At 73.1% G+C, this 16,868-nt stretch carries 15 protein-coding genes; 13 read left to right on the forward strand and 2 right to left on the reverse strand.

Annotated elements, in window-relative coordinates:
* Positions 1 to 35: 35 nt before the first annotated feature.
* The 6 genes from coaD to mutM all read left to right on the forward strand — a co-directional run bounded on the left by coaD (position 36) and on the right by mutM (position 4,611).
* Positions 36 to 524 carry a pantetheine-phosphate adenylyltransferase gene (gene coaD, locus ACGFZP_RS07455; RefSeq protein ID WP_392929514.1) on the forward strand — a complete coding sequence of 163 codons (489 nt, stop codon included), beginning with the start codon at positions 36 to 38 and terminating at the stop codon, positions 522 to 524.
* A 185-nt stretch (positions 525 to 709) separates the two neighbouring features.
* Positions 710 to 1,888, forward strand: coding sequence for a cell division initiation protein (locus ACGFZP_RS07460; RefSeq protein WP_392929515.1), 1,179 nt, complete (start codon positions 710 to 712; stop codon positions 1,886 to 1,888).
* 161 nt (positions 1,889 to 2,049) lie between these two features.
* Entirely contained in the window at positions 2,050 to 2,694 is a 645-nt protein-coding gene (locus ACGFZP_RS07465) for a YceD family protein (RefSeq protein WP_392929517.1), read from the forward strand.
* 2 nt (positions 2,695 to 2,696) lie between these two features.
* A complete protein-coding gene (gene rpmF / locus ACGFZP_RS07470; RefSeq protein WP_188303282.1) occupies positions 2,697 to 2,870 on the forward strand; it encodes a 50S ribosomal protein L32 in 174 nt (57 codons plus the stop codon).
* 19 nt (positions 2,871 to 2,889) lie between these two features.
* Positions 2,890 to 3,666, forward strand: a complete 777-nt coding sequence (gene rnc, locus ACGFZP_RS07475; RefSeq protein ID WP_392929519.1) for a ribonuclease III — start codon at positions 2,890 to 2,892, stop codon at positions 3,664 to 3,666.
* 51 nt (positions 3,667 to 3,717) lie between these two features.
* Positions 3,718 to 4,611 (forward strand): bifunctional DNA-formamidopyrimidine glycosylase/DNA-(apurinic or apyrimidinic site) lyase, encoded by an 894-nt coding sequence (gene mutM, locus ACGFZP_RS07480; RefSeq protein WP_392929521.1) that lies wholly within the window; start codon positions 3,718 to 3,720, stop codon positions 4,609 to 4,611.
* A gap of 7 nt (positions 4,612 to 4,618) precedes the next feature.
* On the opposite strand, the gene ACGFZP_RS07485 is transcribed toward mutM, so the two are convergent.
* Positions 4,619 to 5,536, reverse strand: a complete 918-nt coding sequence (locus tag ACGFZP_RS07485) for a hypothetical protein (RefSeq protein WP_392929522.1) — start codon at positions 5,534 to 5,536, stop codon at positions 4,619 to 4,621.
* A gap of 314 nt (positions 5,537 to 5,850) precedes the next feature.
* Between ACGFZP_RS07485 and ACGFZP_RS07490 the strand changes: the two genes are divergently transcribed.
* The 6 genes from ACGFZP_RS07490 to ftsY all read left to right on the forward strand — a co-directional run bounded on the left by ACGFZP_RS07490 (position 5,851) and on the right by ftsY (position 13,973).
* Positions 5,851 to 7,233: a hypothetical protein gene (locus tag ACGFZP_RS07490; protein ID WP_392929524.1), complete on the forward strand. Its 1,383-nt coding sequence runs from the start codon at positions 5,851 to 5,853 to the stop codon at positions 7,231 to 7,233.
* 141 nt (positions 7,234 to 7,374) lie between these two features.
* Positions 7,375 to 7,863 carry a winged helix-turn-helix transcriptional regulator gene (locus ACGFZP_RS07495; protein WP_392929526.1) on the forward strand — a complete coding sequence of 163 codons (489 nt, stop codon included), beginning with the start codon at positions 7,375 to 7,377 and terminating at the stop codon, positions 7,861 to 7,863.
* Positions 7,864 to 7,927: 64 nt separating this feature from the next.
* Positions 7,928 to 8,227 carry an acylphosphatase gene (locus tag ACGFZP_RS07500; RefSeq protein ID WP_392929529.1) on the forward strand — a complete coding sequence of 100 codons (300 nt, stop codon included), beginning with the start codon at positions 7,928 to 7,930 and terminating at the stop codon, positions 8,225 to 8,227.
* 421 nt (positions 8,228 to 8,648) lie between these two features.
* Positions 8,649 to 8,852 carry a hypothetical protein gene (locus tag ACGFZP_RS07505; RefSeq protein ID WP_392929531.1) on the forward strand — a complete coding sequence of 68 codons (204 nt, stop codon included), beginning with the start codon at positions 8,649 to 8,651 and terminating at the stop codon, positions 8,850 to 8,852.
* 206 nt (positions 8,853 to 9,058) lie between these two features.
* Entirely contained in the window at positions 9,059 to 12,670 is a 3,612-nt protein-coding gene (gene smc / locus ACGFZP_RS07510) for a chromosome segregation protein SMC (protein WP_392929533.1), read from the forward strand.
* A gap of 103 nt (positions 12,671 to 12,773) precedes the next feature.
* Complete coding sequence (gene ftsY / locus ACGFZP_RS07515) at positions 12,774 to 13,973, forward strand: signal recognition particle-docking protein FtsY (protein ID WP_392929535.1); 1,200 nt, start codon at positions 12,774 to 12,776, stop codon at positions 13,971 to 13,973.
* 137 nt (positions 13,974 to 14,110) lie between these two features.
* On the opposite strand, the gene ACGFZP_RS07520 is transcribed toward ftsY, so the two are convergent.
* Positions 14,111 to 14,782: a bifunctional DNA primase/polymerase gene (locus ACGFZP_RS07520; protein ID WP_392929537.1), complete on the reverse strand. Its 672-nt coding sequence runs from the start codon at positions 14,780 to 14,782 to the stop codon at positions 14,111 to 14,113.
* 610 nt (positions 14,783 to 15,392) lie between these two features.
* Between ACGFZP_RS07520 and ACGFZP_RS07525 the strand changes: the two genes are divergently transcribed.
* Entirely contained in the window at positions 15,393 to 16,847 is a 1,455-nt protein-coding gene (locus ACGFZP_RS07525) for a hypothetical protein (protein WP_392929540.1), read from the forward strand.
* Positions 16,848 to 16,868 lie beyond the last annotated feature (21 nt).

Raw genomic sequence — 16,868 nt, forward strand, 5'->3', positions numbered from 1 at the left:
CAGCTGTCGTCACCCCACGAGGGAGCATTCACGCCATGCGTCGCGCCGTCTGTCCCGGATCGTTCGACCCGATCACCAACGGTCACCTCGACATCATCGAGCGGGCCTCGAAGCTCTACGACGTGGTGCACGTCGCGGTCGCGGTCAACCGGAACAAGCAGGGCATGTTCACCATCGAGGAGCGGATCGCGCTGATCGAGGAGACCACCGCCCAGTACGGGAACATCGTGGTCGAGTCGCACCTCGGCCTGCTGGTGGACTTCTGCCGGGAGCGCGACATCCCCGCGATCGTCAAGGGGCTGCGGGCCGTCAGCGACTTCGACTACGAGTTGCAGATGGCCCAGATGAACCACGGGCTGACCGGCGTCGAGACGCTCTTCCTGCCGACCTCGCCGACGTACAGCTTCCTGTCGTCCACGCTGGTCAAGGAGGTCGCCTCGTACGGGGGCGACGTCTCGCACCTGCTGCCGGAGGTGGTGCACGACCGGCTGGTCAAGCGGATCGCGGAGCGCAGGGCGCAGTAGGCCGCCGAGTCCGTTTCTGCCGGTTCGTCACGGCTTGTCCCGGGGCGGGGCGGCCGGGTCGGTCCGAGCGTTGTGACCTCGCCGCGCAGGGGCCGTACAGTCTGTATTCCTGCCCTGCGGTGAGGTCCATCGCGCCGGGCCTGCCTCCGCCGGACCGTCGGCGGCACACGGAAAGACGAAGCCCCGTGGACGTGCAGAACAAGGTCGACCAGATCGTCGCGGCCGTCGAGAACGCCCGCTCGATGCCCATGTCGGCCTCCTGCGTGGTGAACCGAGCCGAGCTGGTCGGACTGCTCCAGGACCTGAGGGCGGCGCTGCCCGCCGAGCTGGCCCAGGCGCAGTCGGTGATGGCCGACCACGAGCAGGTGGTGGCCGACGCCCAGGCCGAGGCCGAGCGCATCATCCACGGCGCGCACGCCGAGCGCGGTTCGCTGATCTCCGACACCGAGGTGGTGCGCCGGGCCCAGGCCGAGGCGGACCGGATCCTCGCGGAGGCGCGGGCCGAGGTGGAGGCCAAGCTGGCCGAGGCCGACGACTACGTGGACAGCAAGCTCGCCAACTTCGAGGTGGTGCTGACCAAGACGCTGGGCTCGGTCGGCCGCGGGCGCATCAAGCTGCGCGGCGACGCCGGCGTCTTCGAGACCGACTTCGGCGGCGAGAGCGACGGCGAGGAGTTCCAGCCGCAGCGGATCAGCCCGAGCCCCGAGGTCGACGAGTACGTCGATGTGAAGCTCGCCACCCTGGAGACCGTCCTCGGCAAGACGCTGGAGGCCGTCGGCAAGGGCCGCGACAAGCTGCTCGGCAAGGCCCCGATCGACGAGCTGGGCGCCTACCTGGCCGCCGCGGACCAGGCCCAGCAGGCCAAGAACCGCGCCGAGGCGGTCGCGGCCGGCTTCGCCGCGGACCCGGACGGCGAGGAGGTGCCGTGGTACCGCGAGGAGGTGCCGCAGCAGCAGACCTGGCCGGAGCAGACCCCGGCCGCGGCCGGCTGGCAGGCCCCCGGCACGGACCAGTACGCCGCCACCGCGCAGCAGCAGCAGGGCGGGCAGTACGCCGAGGTGTACGGCGGCGGCTTCGACCCGGCGGGCCAGGCCGACCCGTACGGCGCCCAGTACGGCTACGGTCAGCAGCAACAGCCGCAGCAGCAGGGCTACCCGGTCGGCCAGCAGGACGGCTACGGCTACCCGCAGCAGCAGCAGGGCTTCACGGCGCAGCAGTACGACGCCTACGGCTACCCGCAGGCCCCGACCGCCCCGCCGGCGGTGCCGCCGCAGGCCCCGCAGCAGCCCGGTCTGGACGAGACCAGCTTCTTCGACACCAGCATGATCGACATGACCAGGCTGCGGGAGCTCGGCGGCCGCTGATCCGGGCCCGGCCGGGGAGCGGCGTCCGGCCGAAGTTGGGCCTGGCGGGAGACTCCGGTAGTCTGACCACTCCGGCCTCTCCGTGTCGGGCTGTCGGTCTGCCCGCGCATCCACCCGATGAGCAGCGCCGCGCATCAGTTTTCTCAGGAAGTCAGGACACCTTGAACCGCCTCGACCACCGCGACCCCCTCGTGTTCGACACGCACGAGCTCGGTCGTCGCCCCGGCTCGCTGCGCAAGGTGTCCCGGACTCTGGAGGCCCCCGAGGGCCTCGGGATCATCGATGTGATCGGCGTACCGGAGAAGAGCGAGATCCGGCTGGAGCTCCGCCTGGAGTCCGTGGTCGAGGGCGTGCTGGTCACCGGCACCGCCGAGGCCGGCGTCGAGGGCGAGTGCGTGCGGTGCCTGGAGCCCGTCGAGGACGACCTCGAGGTGGACTTCCAGGAGCTGTACTACTACCCGGAGTCCGACGAGCGCATGCGCGCCCGGACCTCCGGGACCGAGGACCTCGACGAGGACTCGGAGGAAGAGACTTACCGCCTGGAGGGCGACTTCTTCGACCTCCAGCCGGTGCTGCGTGACGCGGTGGTGCTCGCACTGCCGCTGCAGCCGGTGTGCCAGGACGACTGCCTGGGCCTGTGCTCCGAGTGCGGAGCGCGCCTGAGCGACGACCCGACGCACCACCACGACGCCGCCGACCCCCGGTGGGCGGCTCTGCAGGGACTCTCCGCCGCCCCCGGCGACGAGGGTGACGGGATCAAGAACAGCGACACCCGTGAGGGTGCCGCCGAGAACCAGGAGAAGTAGCCGTGGCTGTTCCGAAGCGGAAGATGTCGCGCAGCAACACGCGCCACCGCCGTTCCAACTGGAAGGCCGTCGTTCCGGCCCTCGTGGCGTGCGACAGCTGCCACGAGCCGAAGCTCGGCCACATTGCGTGCCCGAGCTGCGGCACGTACAACCGTCGCCAGGTCCTCTCGGTCTGATCGGCGGGTGTACGGATCGATGTCGGACGGTAACCCCTCCCGCAAGTCGTCCTCCAGCAATGGTGGCAAGGCCGGCGGGCCGGCTTCGACCGAATACGACGTTCTGGAAGGGCGCCTCGGGTACACACTTGAGCGCGCCCTTCTGGTACGTGCCCTGACCCACCGCTCGTTCGCGTACGAGAACGGCGGGCTTCCCACCAACGAGCGCCTGGAGTTCCTCGGCGACTCGGTGCTGGGCCTGGTGGTGACCGACACCCTCTACCGCGTCCACCCGGACGTTCCCGAGGGCACGCTCGCCAAGCTGCGCGCCGCGGTGGTCAACTCGCGCGCGCTGGCCGACGTCGGCCGGGGCCTGGAGCTCGGCACGTTCATCCGCCTCGGCAAGGGCGAGGAGGGTACCGGCGGCCGCGACAAGTCGTCGATCCTCGCCGACACCGTCGAGGCCGTGATCGGCGCCGTCTACCTGGACCAGGGTCTGGACGCGGCCACCGAGTTCGTCCACCGGTTGTTCGACCCGCTGATCGAGGAGTCCTCTCAGCTGGGCGCCGGCCTGGACTGGAAGACCAGCCTTCAGGAGCTCACCGCCTCGGTGGGCATCGGTGTGCCGGAGTACGTGGTCGAGGAGTCCGGTCCGGACCACGAGAAGACCTTCACCGCGGCGGCCCGGGTGGCCGGCGAGGACTTCGGCAGCGGCGTCGGCCGCTCGAAGAAGGAAGCCGAGCAGAAGGCCGCCGAGAGCGCCTGGCGTGCGATCAAGGAGAAGTACGCCGACCGGGTGCCCGGCGCCAAGGCCTGAGCACGCAGTACCCTTCCTCCTGCCCGTTCCCGCGTGCTGGAGGCTGTAGAGGTGCCCGAACTTCCCGAGGTAGAGGTCGTCCGCCGCGGTCTGGCGAACTGGGTCGCCGGGCGGACGGTCGCCGACGTCCAGGTGCTGCACCCGCGCGCGGTGCGCCGCCAGACCGCCGGTGCGGCCGACTTCGCCGCCCGGCTGACCGGCTCCACGCTCGGTACCGCGCAGCGGCGCGGCAAGTACCTCTGGGTGCCGCTCTCCGGTACCGCCGGGCCGGCGGCCGGGAGCGGCTTCTCACTGATCGGCCACCTCGGGATGAGCGGCCAACTGCTCGTCCAGGACCCGGCGGTGCCCGACGAGAAGCACCTGCGGGTCCGGCTGCGGTTCACCGACGGCGGGCGCGAGCTGCGCTTCGTCGACCAGCGGACCTTCGGCGGCCTGGCGGTCGAGGAGGCCGAGGACGACGACCCGGAGGGCACCCCGGTCTCCATCGCACACATCGCCCGCGACCCGCTGGACCCGCGCTTCGACGACGCCGTCTTCGTGGCCGCGCTGCGGGCCAGGCGCACCACGGTCAAGCGGGCGCTGCTCGACCAGACGCTGATCAGCGGGGTCGGCAACATCTACGCCGACGAGGCGCTGTGGCGCTCCAGGCTGCACTACGACCGGCCGACCGCCTCCGTCACCCGCCCCCAGGCCGCCGTCCTGCTGGCCGCCGCCCGGGACGTGATGACCTCCGCGCTCGCCGTCGGCGGCACCAGCTTCGACAGCCTCTACGTCAATGTGAACGGCGAGAGCGGCTACTTCTCCCGGGACCTCGACGCCTACGGCCGCGAGCACGAGCCCTGCCGCCGCTGCGGCACGGCGATCCGCCGGGCGGCCTGGATGAACCGCTCCAGCTACTTCTGCCCCCGCTGCCAGCGCGCCCCGCGGCTGCGCAACGGGGGCTGAACAGCCGCTACCGCTTGGTGAGTTCGGGCTCGGCCGAGGGGGCCTCGGCCGAGCCGTGGGTGTCCTGGCCGAAGTAGGCGACGCCGACGGCGGAGACCACGGCGAGCAGGAAGCCGAGGACGCCGAGCCAGCCCAGGCCGGCCTTGGAGGAGTCGCCGAGCCAGAGCACGCCGACCGCGCCGGGCAGCACCGTCTCGCCGACCACCAGGGCGGCGGTGGCGCCGTTCACCGAGCCGATCTGCAGGGCGATGGTGTGCACGTACATCCCGCCGAGGCCGCCGACCAGGATGGCGTACAGGGCCGGGTCGGAGAGCAGCTTGCCGAGCTCGAACGGGTCGACGCCGTTGAGGATGCGCACGCCGACGCCGAGCGCGCCGAAGCCGAGGCCGGAGAGCAGACCGGCGACGATGGCGCCCTTCGCGCCCATCCGCCGCACCAGCAGGCCGCCGCCGACCAGCAGCACGGTGGTGATGGCCAGCAGCCACCAGTGGAAGGACATCGCCGCGTGGTGGCCGCCCTCCGGCCCGGCGGAGACGGCCAGCAGGACCAGCGCCGAACAGAGCACGCCGATCGACGCCCACTCCAGCTGCTTGAGCCGGATGCCGAGCAGCTTGATCGAGAGCACCGCGGTGATCACCAGGTTGGCGCTGATGATGGTTTGCGAGAGGAACAGCGGCAGCAGCCGGGCGGCCAGCGCGCCGAGCCCGAACCCGATCAGGTCGAGCACCGTACCGAGGATGAACTCCCAGGTGACGGCGGCCTTCGCGGTCGAGGAGAGGCTGGGGCCGCCGTGCTCGGTGGTTCCGGTCGAGGTGCCGCGGGCGGCCTCCTCGCGGGCGGAGCGGCGTGATCCGACGGCCTGCAGGACCGATCCGGTGCCGTAGCAGGCGGAGGCCGCCACGGCGGTGACGAGGCCGATGAACACCGAGTGCTCCGATCGAGAGAAACGGTCAAGAGAAGGTCATGGTCCGGGTGGTCCGGCACCACTATGCCTGGTCGCGCGGTACGGTCGGGGCGCCCGGGAGCGCCGGGCGAACGGCCGCGGACCTGCCGGGACGTACGTCCGGGCGGGGTCTGCGGTTCCCGGCTCCGCGCGGCTTAGGGACGGATGGGGGACGGCGGGGGGCGACATCATCCCGGAGGAGGGGCCGGACCCCGGCGGACGGTGGGGGTGCGCCGGCCGACCCGTAGACGAAGGGTATGCCCCGTCCGGGGAGCGCTGGGGGTAGCGTCGATGGCATGAGAACCCTTGCTCGACGACCGTCCCGGAGCGCCGGCCCGCCAACCCTGGCGGCGGCGCTGGTGGCGGCGCTGCTCGGGCTGCTGCTCGTGCTGGCTCCGGCGGCCTCGGCGGCCGGCGGGCTGGACGACGCCACCGCGGCCCTCAAGCAGGGCCGGGTCTACGTCGACCCGGCGATGGAAGGCCGGTTCAGCCAGAGCCAGGCCGACGCCCTGACCGAGAAGATCCGCAAGACCGACAAGCCGATCTTCATCGCGGTCGTCCCGGCCGCCGATCCGTACGGCGCCACCTCGGTCTTCCCCGACCTGCGCACCAAGGTCGGCATCACCGGCACCTACGGCATCTGGCGCGGCGACCAGTTCCAGGCCCGATCGGACAAGTCCGCGCTGCCCAGCGGAAGTGCGGAGCGGATCGCGGGCGCCTCCTTCCGGTCGCACCCGGGAGACATCGACGCCACCCTGAACGACTTCGTCGACACCGCCGCGCCGCAGGTCAAGGGCCACGGCGTGGGCGGCGGCAGCGGTATGTCGGTCGCCGCCGTGGTGATCCCGCTGGCCCTGCTGGCGCTGGCAGGCACCGGTGTGTTCCTGCTGTTCCGCCGGGCCCGGCGGCGCAAGGAGGAGCAGCGCCGCGCCGAGCTGGCGCAGCTGCGCCGGGTGGTGGACGAGGACATCACCGCCTTCGGCGAGGAGCTCGACCGGCTCGACTTCAACCCGGGCGCGGCCGACGCCGACGACGTCCAGCGCACCGACTACGCGCACGCCCTGGACTCCTACGAGCAGGCCAAGCGCACCATGGACGAGGCCAAGGGCCCGGCGGACGTCAAGCCGGTCACCGAGGCACTGGAGGACGGCCGGTTCGCGCTGGCCACCCTGGCGGCCCGGCGGGAGCAGCGCCCGCTGCCGGAGCGCCGTCCGCCGTGCTTCTTCGACCCGCGGCACGGTCCGTCCGTGCAGGACGCCGACTGGGCGCCGGCCGGCGGTGCGACGCGCACCGTCCCGGTCTGCCAGGCGGACGCGGCCCGACTGGCCGCCGGCCAGGACCCGGACATCCGGACCGTGCCGACCGAGCACGGACCGCAGCCGTACTGGAACGCGGGACCGGTGTACGGCCCGTGGGCCGGCGGCTACTTCGGCGGCTTCGGCGGCGGCGGGCTGCTGCCCGGTCTGCTGGTCGGCACCATGTTGGGCTCGATGATGAGCAGCCCGGCCTACGCGGCCGGGTCGATGGACGGCTCCGGCTACGACGGCGGCGACTTCTCCGGCGGCGACTTCGACTCCTCGGACTTCGGCGGCGGATTCGACGGCGGTGGCGGTGGCTTCGGCGGCGGGGGCGACTTCGGCGGTGGCGGTGGCGGCGGGGACTTCGGCGGCGGCTTCTGACCGGCCGCCCCCGCGACGACCCGTGTGTGCAGCGGCCCCCGCCCTGGTCGGCGGGGGCCGCTACGGTTGTCCGGCGGGCCACCCGGGCGGGCGTCGACCGGGCCGGTTTGAAAACGAAACCCTGTGTGGCAGGCTGGCGGTGTGACTCCCGGCACCCCCTCCGCCCTCCCCGGCCGCCCCTGCTCGATCGCCGCCGCCCTCCAGGTGGTCGGCGAGAAGTGGGCGCTGCTCGCCGTCCGCGAGCTCTTCTACGGCAACCACCGCTTCGACCGGATCGCCCGCAACACCGGCGCCCCGCGCGACCGGCTGACCGCCCGGCTGCGTGCGCTGGAGGAGGCCGGGGTGGTCGAACGGCGTGCCTACAGCGAGCGCCCGCCGCGCTACGAGTACCACCTGACCGAGGCCGGCCGGGACCTCGCACCGCTCACCCAGGCGCTGCTCTCCTGGGGCGACCGCTGGGTGCTGCCCGAGCCTCCGGTCGGACTGCGGCACGACCCCGACGGCTGCGAGGCCCACCCGTACGACCCGGCGTGGGTCTGCCGCGGGTGCGGCAGGGAGGGGCACGGCGCCGACCTGCAGATCGAGATCCACAGCCCCGGCTGGACCAGGGAGGGCCCCGTCGGGGCCTAGTCGCCGCCAGCGTCCAACGGGGTCCAACGGGGCAGGTCAGGGCTGTGCCGGATAGGGTCGGGGCATGCATGGTCGTGACGCGCACGGGGACGAGCCGGTCCGGGTGACCGCCTGGGTGCGGGGAAAGGTCCAGCAGGTCGGGTTCCGCTGGTGGACCAGGGCACGGGCGCTGGAGATCGGCCTGAGCGGCTATGCGAGCAACCTCGGCGACGGCCGGGTCCAGGTGGTCGCCGAGGGTCTGGCCGCCGACTGCGAGCAGCTGCTCGCACTGCTGCGCGGCCCGGACACCCCCGGAGCCGTCACCGGCGTGACCGAGATCTGGACGGCCGTCGGCGACGGTTACGAGAGCTTCGCGATCCGCTGATCCCGGTGGCCGCCGTGGGCCGTGCGAGGGACGCGGGGCCCACGCGAAAAGATCGGCAACTGCCGGTGTCATACGGTTGCCATCCGGGCAGACTCGTGGTTGACTCCGCATCGAACGATGATCCACGAGCACCTGGTGGACCGGCCCGAGACCACTTGGCGTGACGACACCGCCATGCAGGTGACAGGGGCGCGGTAGCGTGCGGTGATCGTGTTGACCCTTTCCGTCTTTGGTGAGACGCTGGAAACCCGCGCACACGACCGCGTTTACCCGGCAGGTGCATGCCCTCGTGAGCCCAGCTCACGGCGGATGTGCCGTAGTGCCCAGCCAGCACTACCGGTGACGCGCCGCGCGTGCGTCCCCCTTCCCCCTAGACCTGTACCGTTCCGGTTCGGTCACTCAGCGTGGAGGACCATTCATCATGGCAAAGGCGCTTCTCGGGTATGTCGGCGGCCCCGACCCGCGAATGCTCTCCGAGATGCGACGGCTTCAGCAGCGCGTCCAGGACCTGGAGTCCGAGCTCATTCGGATGCAGGCTGAGAACGACGCTCTCATCGCTGTCGCTGACGAGCACTCGCTGCTCAACAGCATCGACCTGGACCAGCGGGAGCCGGCTCTCACCTGAGTCCCGCCCGGTCCTCACAGATCGACGCCGTTGCGCAAAGAGCCCCGCAAGGGACGCAGTTTGCAAGGGACGCCCTGAGTGGCGTCCCTTCGTCGTGTCCGGGGTCGTCGTGTCCGCACGGTCGTCGTGTCCGGGGGCGGTTCGGCCGCCCACCGCCGGATACAGTCGCCGCTGGGGGCTCTGGCGAGCAATGAGGAGACCGGCGCGTGCACCTGAAGAGTCTGACGCTGCGCGGGTTCAAGTCCTTCGCCTCCGCCACCACGCTGCGCTTCGAACCGGGCATCACCTGCGTGGTCGGCCCCAACGGCTCCGGCAAGTCCAACGTCGTCGACGCGCTCTCCTGGGTGATGGGGGAGCAGGGTGCCAAGTCCCTGCGCGGCGGCAAGATGGAGGACGTCATCTTCGCCGGGACCAGCGGGCGCGCCCCGCTCGGCCGCGCCGAGGTCAGCCTCACCATCGACAACTCCGACGGCGCGCTGCCCATCGAGTACGCCGAGGTCACCATCACCCGGACCATGTTCCGCAACGGTGGCAGCGAGTACGCGCTGAACGGCGACACCTGCCGGCTGCTCGACATCCAGGAACTGCTCTCCGACTCCGGCATCGGCCGCGAGATGCACGTCATCGTCGGCCAGGGCCGGCTCGACTCCGTCCTGCACGCCGACCCGATGGGCCGCCGGGCCTTCATCGAGGAGGCCGCCGGCGTCCTCAAGCACCGCAAGCGCAAGGAAAAGGCGCTGCGGAAGCTGGACGCGATGCAGGTCAACCTCAACCGGGTCCAGGACCTGGTGGCCGAACTGCGGCGCCAACTCGGGCCGCTCGGCCGGCAGGCGAAGATCGCCCGGCGGGCCGCCGGCATCCAGGCCGACCTGCGCGACGCCCGGCTCCGGCTGCTCGCCGACGACCTGCTCACGCTGCGCAAGGCGGTCGAGGAGGAGATCGCCGACGAGCTGGCGCTGCGGCTGCGGCGCTCCACCGTCGAGCAGGAGCTCGCCCGCGCGCTGCAGCGCGAAGCCGTCCTGGAGGCGCAGGTCCAGCAGCTCGGCCCGGGCCTGGAGGCCGCCCGGCAGACCTGGTACCGGCTCTCCGCACTCGCCGAGCGCACCCGCGGCACCATCGGCCTGGCCGAGGCGAGGGCCCGGCACGCCTCCGCCGGCGGGCAGGCCGAGGAGCGCCGCGGCCGCGATCCGGAGGAGCTGGAGCAGGAGGCCGCCCGGATCCGGGAGGAGGAGGGCGCGCTGGCCGAGGCGCTGGAGGAGGCCCGGTACGCGCTGGCCGAGGCGGTGGAGACCAGGGCGGAGCTGGAACGCGGGCTGGCCGCCGAGGAGCGCCGGCTGAAGGACGCCGCCCGGGCCATCGCCGACCGCCGCGAGGGCCTGGCCCGGCTTCAGGGCCAGGCGGCCGCCGCCCGGTCCAAGGCCGGCGCCGCCGAGGCCGAGATCGGCCGGCTCGCCGAGGCCAGGGACGAGGCGCTGCTGCGTGCCGGGGCCGCCCAGCAGGAGTTCGAGGAGCTCCAGGGGCAGGTCGACGCGCTGGCGGCGGACGACGAACAGGCGGACGCCGGGTACGAGGCCGCCCGGGAGGGACTCGCCGCCGTCGAGCGCGGGCTGGCCGCCGCCCGGGAGGCGGCCGGTGCGGCGGAGCGCGAGCGGGCTGGGCTGACCGCGCGGCACGAGGCGCTGGCACTCGGCCTGCGCCGCAAGGACGGCAGCGGTGCGCTGCTCGCCGCCGGCGACCGGCTGGCCGGCCTGCTGGGCCCGGCCGCCGCACTGCTGCGGATCGAGCCGGGGTGCGAGACGGCCGTCGCGGCGGCGCTCGGCGCGGCGGCGGACGCCGTCGCCGTCGACTCGCCCGCCACCGCGGCCGAGGCGCTGCGGCTGCTGCACAAGGAGGACGCCGGACGGGCCGCGCTGCTGATCGCGGACGCCGGTGAAGTGGGACGACCCGTCGGGGAGTTGCCCGCCGGGGCCCGCTGGGCCGCCGAACTGGTGGACGGACCGGCCGGGTTGCTGCCCGCCGTCCGCGCCCTGCTGGCCGGCGCCGTGCTGGTCGACTCGCTGGACGACGCGCTGCGACTCCTCACCGAACACCCCGGGTTGAGCGCCGTCACGGCGGAGGGCGACCGGCTCGGGAGCGGCTTCGCGCAGGGCGGGTCCGGTGCGGCGCCGAGCCTGTTGGAGACCCAGGCGGCGGTGGACGAGACGGCCCGCGCACTGGATGAACTGACCGAACGCTGCGCGGAGTCGGCCGAACGGCTGGCCGAACTCACCGAACAGCGCCGGGAGTCGGCCGCCGGACTGGAGCAACTGGCCGCCCGCCGACGGCAGGCCGAGAAGGAACGGGCCCAGGTGGCGGGCGCGCTCGGCCGGCTCGGCGGCCAGGCGCGGGCCGCCGCCGGCGAGGCCGAGCGGCTGTCGGCCGCCGCCACCCGCGCCGAGGACGGCCTGGTCCAGCTCCTCGCCGCCGCCGGGGAGCTGGCCGAACGGCTCGCCGCGGCCGAGGAGTCGGCGGATGCGGGGGAGGACGAGCCGGACGCCGCCGAGCAGCGGCGACTGGCCGAGGGCGCCACCCGTGCCCGGCAGACGGAGATGGAGGCCAGGCTCGCGGTGCGCACCCACGAGGAGCGGGTGCGCGGTCTCGCGGGCCGGGCGGACCAGTTGGACCGGGCCGCCCGCACCGAGCGCGAGGCGCGGGCCCGGGCCGCCGAGCGCCGCCGGCGCGCCGTCCACGACGCCGGGGTGGCGAACGCCGTCGCGGCCGGCGCCCGGCAGCTGCTGGCCTGTCTGGAGGTGTCGCTGGCTCGGGCGGACGCCGGGCGGGCGGCCGTCGAGGAGGCGCGCGCGGAGCGTGAGACCGAGCTCAGGGAGGGCCGGGAGCGCGGCCGGGAGCTGAAGGCCGAGCTGGACAAGCTGGTCGACGCCGGCCACCGGGACGAGGTGCTGCGGGCCGAGAAGCGGCTGCGGATCGAGCAGCTGGAGGCCCGCGCGCTGGAGGAGTTCGGCATCGAGGGCGGCGAACTGCTCGCCTCCTACGGCCCCGACCGGCCCGTCCCGCCCTCGCCGTCGGAGGAGGGGCAGGAGCCCGGCGAGCCCCGGCCCTACGACCGGGGCGAGCAGGAGCGGCGGCTCAAGGCGGCCGAACGGGCGTACCAGCAGCTCGGCAAGGTGAACCCGCTGGCGCTGGAGGAGTTCGAGGCCCTGGAGGAGCGGCACGGGTTCCTCGGCGAGCAGCTGGACGACCTCAGGCGTGGCCGGCGCGACCTGCTGGACATCGTCAAGGACGTGGACCAGCGGGTCGAGCAGCTGTTCACCGCGGCGTACCGCGACACCGCCGCCCAGTTCGAGGGCGTGTTCGCGCGGCTCTTCCCGGGCGGGGAGGGCCGGCTGGTGCTGACCGACCCGGACGACATGCTGACCACCGGGGTCGAGGTGGAGGCCCGCCCGCCGGGCAAGAAGGTGAAGCGGCTCTCGCTGCTCTCCGGCGGCGAGCGCTCGCTCACCGCGGTGGCGCTGCTGGTGTCGATCTTCAAGGCCCGGCCCAGCCCGTTCTACGTGATGGACGAGGTGGAGGCGGCGCTGGACGAGACCAACCTGCGCCGACTGGTCGGGATCATGGAGGAGCTGCGGGAGAGTTCGCAGCTGATCGTGATCACCCACCAGAAGCTCACCATGGAGTCCGCCGACGCCCTGTACGGGGTGACCATGAAGGGCGACGGCATCTCCCAGGTGATCAGCCAGCGCCTGCGCACCGGGGCGCCGCCCGGCCGCCGGAGCGGGGACGCGCAGCGGGCGGGGCCGCGCGCCGCCGCACCGGGGTAGTCCGTCTCCTGCCGGTCCGGCCGGATTCGCGCCGAGATCCGTCGGAGACGGCCAGTCCGCCTGCGGTCCGTCGCGCCCGCCGTCACGGATACTGGTTCACGTTATGGAATACGTGATTCTTGCCGTAGTCATCGCCGTGGTCGCCGTCGGCGCGATCGCCGGCCTCGTCGTTTCCGGCAGACGACGCCAGCAGCTGCCCCCGAAGTCGCAGGCGCCGGTCGTCACGGCGCCCCCGACCCCGCAAGAGCCCCAGGTCGGCGAGGAGTCCGCGCCGCCGACCGAGGAGCCCCGACGCACCGTCGAGGAGGTCGAACTCCCCGAGGCCGAGGCCGTCCCCGAGACGGTCGAGGTCGAGGAGGCCCCGGCCCTCGAAGTCCCCGAGCCCACCGCCGGCCGGCTGGTCCGGCTGCGCTCCCGGCTCTCCCGCTCGCAGAACTCGCTCGGCAAGGGCCTGCTCACGCTGCTCTCGCGCGAGCGCCTGGACGAGGACACCTGGGAGGAGGTCGAGGAGACCCTGCTGACCGCGGACGTCGGCGTGGCCCCCACCCAGGAGCTGGTCGAGCGGCTGCGCACCCGGGTCAAGGTGCTCGGCACCCGCACCCCGGAGGAACTGCGCGCCCTGCTGCGCGAGGAGCTGGTCGAGCTGGTCGGCAAGGACGCCGACCGCACGGTGCACTCCACCAAGCACGCGGAGGGCCCGGCCGTGGTCCTGGTGGTCGGCGTGAACGGCGTCGGCAAGACCACCACCACCGGCAAGCTGGCCCGGGTCCTGGTCGCCGACGGCCGCAAGGTGGTGCTCGGCGCCGCCGACACCTTCCGGGCCGCCGCCGCCGACCAGCTGCAGACCTGGGGCGAGCGGGTCGGTGCGCGCACCGTGCGCGGGCCCGAGGGCGGCGACCCGGCCTCGATCGCCTTCGACGCGGTCAAGGAGGGCATCGCCGAGGGTGCCGACACCGTGCTGGTGGACACCGCCGGCCGGCTGCACACCAAGACCGGCCTGATGGACGAGCTGGGCAAGGTCAAGCGGGTGGTCGAGAAGCACGGCCCGGTGGACGAGGTGCTGCTGGTCCTGGACGCCACCACCGGGCAGAACGGGCTGATCCAGGCCCGGGTCTTCGCCGAGGTGGTCGACATCACCGGCATCGTGCTGACCAAGCTGGACGGCACCGCCAAGGGCGGCATCGTGGTCGCGGTCCAGCGGGACCTGGGCGTCCCGGTGAAGCTGATCGGTCTCGGGGAGGGCGCCGACGACCTGGCGCCGTTCGAGCCGGGTGCCTTCGTCGACGCGCTGATCGGCGACTGAGTCGCAGGCCCCGGCGCCGGTTCGGCTTCGGGGCCGGCCCTGGTTTCAGGGCTGGCTTCGGGCCCGGTCCGGCCCTGGTCCCGGTTCCGGTTCAGGAAGGGTCCGCTCCGTGAGGGGCGGGCCCTTCGCCGTGTCCGCTACGAGGCCAGCCAGGCCGGTTCGGCGGTGCGCTCGCGGCTGCGGTGGCAGGCGTAGGCGAGGGTGCCGAGCAGCAGCCGGGCCTCGGGCGGGCAGCCGGCGTTGTCGCGGTTCGGACGGCGCAGCCAGCGCACCGGGCCGAGGCCGCCGAGCACGGTGGGCGGCGCGGCCACGTAGCTGCCCTCGCCGTGGCAGGCGAGGTCGAGGGCGGCGTCGTCCCAGCCCATCCGGTACAGCAGGTCGGGCAGTCGGCGGGCGGTGCCGGCGGCCACCAGGAACTGCAGCCGGCCGGTGGGTGCGGCGAGCACCGGGCCCACCTGGGTGCCCATGCGCTCCAGCCGGACCAGGGCCTGCAGGCCGGCCTGTTCCGGGACGTCCAGGACGTCGAAGGCGCGGCCGGTCGGGAACAGCACGGGTGCGTCCTCGCCGGCCGCTCCCACGCTCTCGCCGCCGGTCGCGGAGTGCAGACCCGGGGCGGCGCAGCGCGGGGTGCCGCAGTGACAGCGGGCCGGGGCGGTGGCGCCGCTCGCGGTGCCGGCGGTGACCGCCCAGCCCCAGCGGCCGGTGTACTCCGCGGCCGCCTGGGACGCGGTGACCCGGCTGCGGCGTCGCGCGCCCAGCGGCGCCAACCGCAGGTGCCCCAGTCGAAGTTCGCCGAACAGGTTGTCCATGCCTCCCCCAACAGGTTCTCGTTGCCGGTGGTTACGGGATGGTGACTGTGTGTTGATTGTCTGTTGTGTCGTGCGTTGTGCGGTGGCGGCGCGCAGCGCGTGGCGTGCGCCTGTTGTGGTGGTGCGCCTCGGGCGCCGCCTTGTGGCGGACGGGGCCGATGCCGGATCGTCGTGTGCGCGGGGCGGCCGTCGACCAGGGCGGGCTGCAAACTCGCCTGTGACTGCTGCGTGTTGCCGTTGTTGCCGAGGCGCCGTTTCGGACTTGGCGGCCCGCATATGCCGGACCGTCGGGACTACCTAGTGAAGCGTGTGCCGTCCTGCTTCGGTTCACTCCTGGGGGTGGCGAAAGGTGGCGTTTCGCCAGGGCCGCTCCCCCGGACGGCTCAGGGGGCATTACCTTCAGCACGCAGACCGCGTCGGGGAGTTCACTCCAGGCCCGCTGGGGGCGGGAGTTGGGAGATCTGACGCACCGTCCGCAAGGATGGCACACCAGTACGACAGCAGTGCGGCAGCACCTCTCAGGTACGGCACGTCTGGCAAGAAGCCCGCAACCGTCGGGCGGTCACGATCGGGGCCCCGGACCGGGGCCGGGCGGGATGGGGACGTTCCCATGGCAGAGAAGCAACCCAACGAGAAGCTGAGCACGTGGTTCGCCCGCAGTGGCTGGTCCAAGGGCGAGCTGGCCCGCCAGGTCAACCGCAGGGCCCGCCAGATCGGCGCCCACCACGTGTCCACCGACACCTCGCGGGTGCGCCGCTGGCTCGACGGCGAGCAGCCCCGCGAGCCGATCCCCAAGATCATGTCGGAGCTGTTCTCCGAGCGCTTCGGCTCGGTGGTCTCCATCGAGGACCTCGGCCTGCGCGCCGCCATCCCGGTCTCCACCGTGGGCGGCGGCGTCGACCTGCCGTGGAGCGCCCCCCAGACCGTCCAGCTGATCAGCGACTACTCCCGCAGCGACCTGATGCTCAACCGGCGGGGCTTCCTGGGCACCTCGCTCGCCCTGACCGCCGGCGCCGCACTGATCGAGCCGATGCAGCGCTGGCTGGCCCCCGGCCCGAACGGCACGCCCACCCCGATCCTCACCGCGGCCAACGGCGGCGAGCCGTTCACCGGCCGGCTCTCCGAGCCCGAGCTGGAGCTGCTGGAGCAGACCACCGTCATGTTCCGCCAGTGGGACGCCCAGAACGGCGGCGGGCTGCGCCGCAAGGCGGTCGTCGGCCAACTGCACGAGGTCACCGACCTGCTCCAGGAGACGTACCCCGAGCAGACCACCAAGCGGCTGTTCCGGCTCACCGCCGAGCTGGCCCACCTGGCCGGCTGGATGTCGTACGACGTCGGCATGCACCCCAGCGCGCAGAAGTACTACGTGCTGGCGCTGCACGCCGCCAAGGAGGCCGGCGACCGCCCGTTCGGCGCGCTGATCCTCACCGACATGAGCCGCCAGATGATCCACCTCAACCGGGGCGAGGACGCCCTGGAGCTGATCCACCTCGCCCAGTACGGCAGCCGCGACACCGCCACTCCGCGCCAGCAGTCTCTGCTGTACGCGATGGAGGCGCGCGCGTACGCCACCATCGGCGAGGTGAACCGCTGCGCCCGGGCCGTCCGGCTGGCAGAGGACACCTTCACCGACATCCGGGAGGGCGACGGCGACCCGGACTGGCTGAAGTTCTTCTCGCCGGCCGAGCTGAACGCCGAGAACGCCCACTCCTTCCGGGACCTCGCCTACCACTCCGACCAGGCCGAGCTGTACGCCTCGATGTCCGCGCCGGTGATGGAACGGGCGGTCGACCTCTTCCGCCAGGACGGCGACCACGTCCGGTCCTACGCCTTCAACCTGATCGGCATGGCCAGCGTGTACCTGCTGCAGAAGGAGCCGGAGCAGGCCGCGGTGATGGCCGAGCAGGCGGTGGACATCGCCACCAAGGTCCGCTCGGAGCGGCTGAACTCGCGGGTGCGCAAGACCACCGAGGCGGCCTCGGCCCGCTACCACGGCGTGGACGCGGTCAGCCGGCTGAAGGAGCGCGTCGTCCAGGACATCCCGGAGTACGTCTCGGTGGTCTGAGACCGGCTCCGAGGCCTTGGC

Origin of the sequence: Kitasatospora sp. NPDC048239 (genome assembly GCF_043202015.1) — a bacterium.
Classification (GTDB): Bacteria; Actinomycetota; Actinomycetes; order Streptomycetales; family Streptomycetaceae; genus Kitasatospora.